Raw genomic sequence first — 1,456 nt, 5'->3', positions numbered from 1 at the left:
TGAACTGCCCCGTAAATGTTAGACACTTTACTAACATTTACGGGGTGTTTTATTATGGCTAAATTTACATCAGAAGAAAAGATACAAAGTGTTTTGAGGTATGAACATGGGAAAGAATCAATAAGAGAAATCGCCAAAGATATTGGTGTTCACCACAGTGTTTTCAGCAGTTGGGTTCGTCTTTATGAGCATCAAGGGGAAAGTGCCTTTATTAAATCCTATACAAGCTATTCTGCTCAGTTTAAAATGGATGTACTTAAATATATGAACGAAAAGGGTTCATCCTCTGTTGAAACTGCAGCGTTTTTTAATCTATCGTCTTCTGGAATGATTAGAAATTGGCAAAGACAGTTTGAAAAGTGTGGAATTGGTGCCCTAGAATCAAAGAAAAAGGGGCGTCCATCCATGAAAAAAGAGAGAAAGAAAACAGAAACAAAAACAAAGAAACCAGTACCAACTGAAGGAACTGTTGAGGCACTACAAGCGAAAATTGAACGTTTAGAAATGGAGAATGCATACTTAAAAAAGTTGAATGCTTTAGTTCAAATACAAGAAAAATTACAAACAAAATCAAAGCGCAAGTAATTTTCGAACTAAAGGATGAGTATGAGGTTGTGGATTTAGTTGAAGTCGCTGACATTCCACGAAGCACGTATTATTATTGGGAAAAACGGTTAACTCAACTAGATAAATATGAGAAAGTAAAAGAAGCTATCAACGAGATCTTTCATGAACATAGAGGGCGTTATGGGTATCGTCGTATCACGAAAGAGCTAGCAAAAAGAGGTTTCCAACACGATCCAAAAACCATTAATCGGTTAATGAATGAAATCGGTTTAAAATGCATGGTACGCATGAAGAAGTACCGTTCTTATAAAGGAAATGTAGGCAAAATCGCTCCGAACGTTTTAAACCGCGATTTCTCTGCCGAGAAAATGAATCAAAAATGGGTAACTGACGTCACAGAATTCCACTTGTTCGGTGAGAAACGTTACCTTTCTCCAGTACTTGATTTGTGTAATGGCGAAATTATAGCGTATACCGTCATGAAACGCCCTGTTTATAAATTGGTTGGCGATATGGTAGACCAAGCGATTAAACATCTTCAGCCAGGAGATCAAGTAACACTTCATTCGGATCAAGGGTGGCATTATCAAATGAAACAGTATCAAAAAACACTGGAGCAGCACCAAATTACACAGAGCATGTCCCGGAAGGGAAACTGTTTGGATAATGCAGTCATGGAAAATTTCTTTGGCCTATTAAAGTCGGAACTCCTTTATCTACAAGAATTTGACAGTATGGAGCATTTTGAACAAGAATTATCCGACTATATTTACTATTACAATCACAAACGAATGAAGGCAAAATTAAAAGACTTAAGTCCAGTGGAATACCGAACTCAAGTCTTAAAAGTTGCATAAAGATATTTGTCTAACTTTATTGGGTCAGATCA

The 1,456-nt window shown here is 36.7% G+C and carries 1 protein-coding gene; it reads left to right on the top strand.

What is annotated here, in order from left to right:
- The first annotated feature begins 54 nt into the window (after positions 1-54).
- Positions 55-1,424, top strand: a protein-coding gene (locus V7121_RS24780; RefSeq protein WP_335548240.1) for an IS3 family transposase whose coding sequence is annotated in 2 segments (ribosomal slippage) — positions 55-520 and positions 520-1,424 — 1,371 coding nt in all. Because the reading frame shifts where the segments join, the coding sequence is not laid out codon by codon here.
- The last annotated feature ends 32 nt before the right edge of the window (positions 1,425-1,456 follow it).

Origin of the sequence: Neobacillus drentensis (assembly GCF_036962125.1) — a bacterium.
Taxonomy (GTDB): Bacteria; Bacillota; Bacilli; order Bacillales; family Cytobacillaceae; genus Neobacillus; species Neobacillus drentensis_B.
The sequence above is the reverse complement of the archived record's forward strand: the minus strand, read 5'-3'. Positions and strand labels throughout refer to the sequence as shown.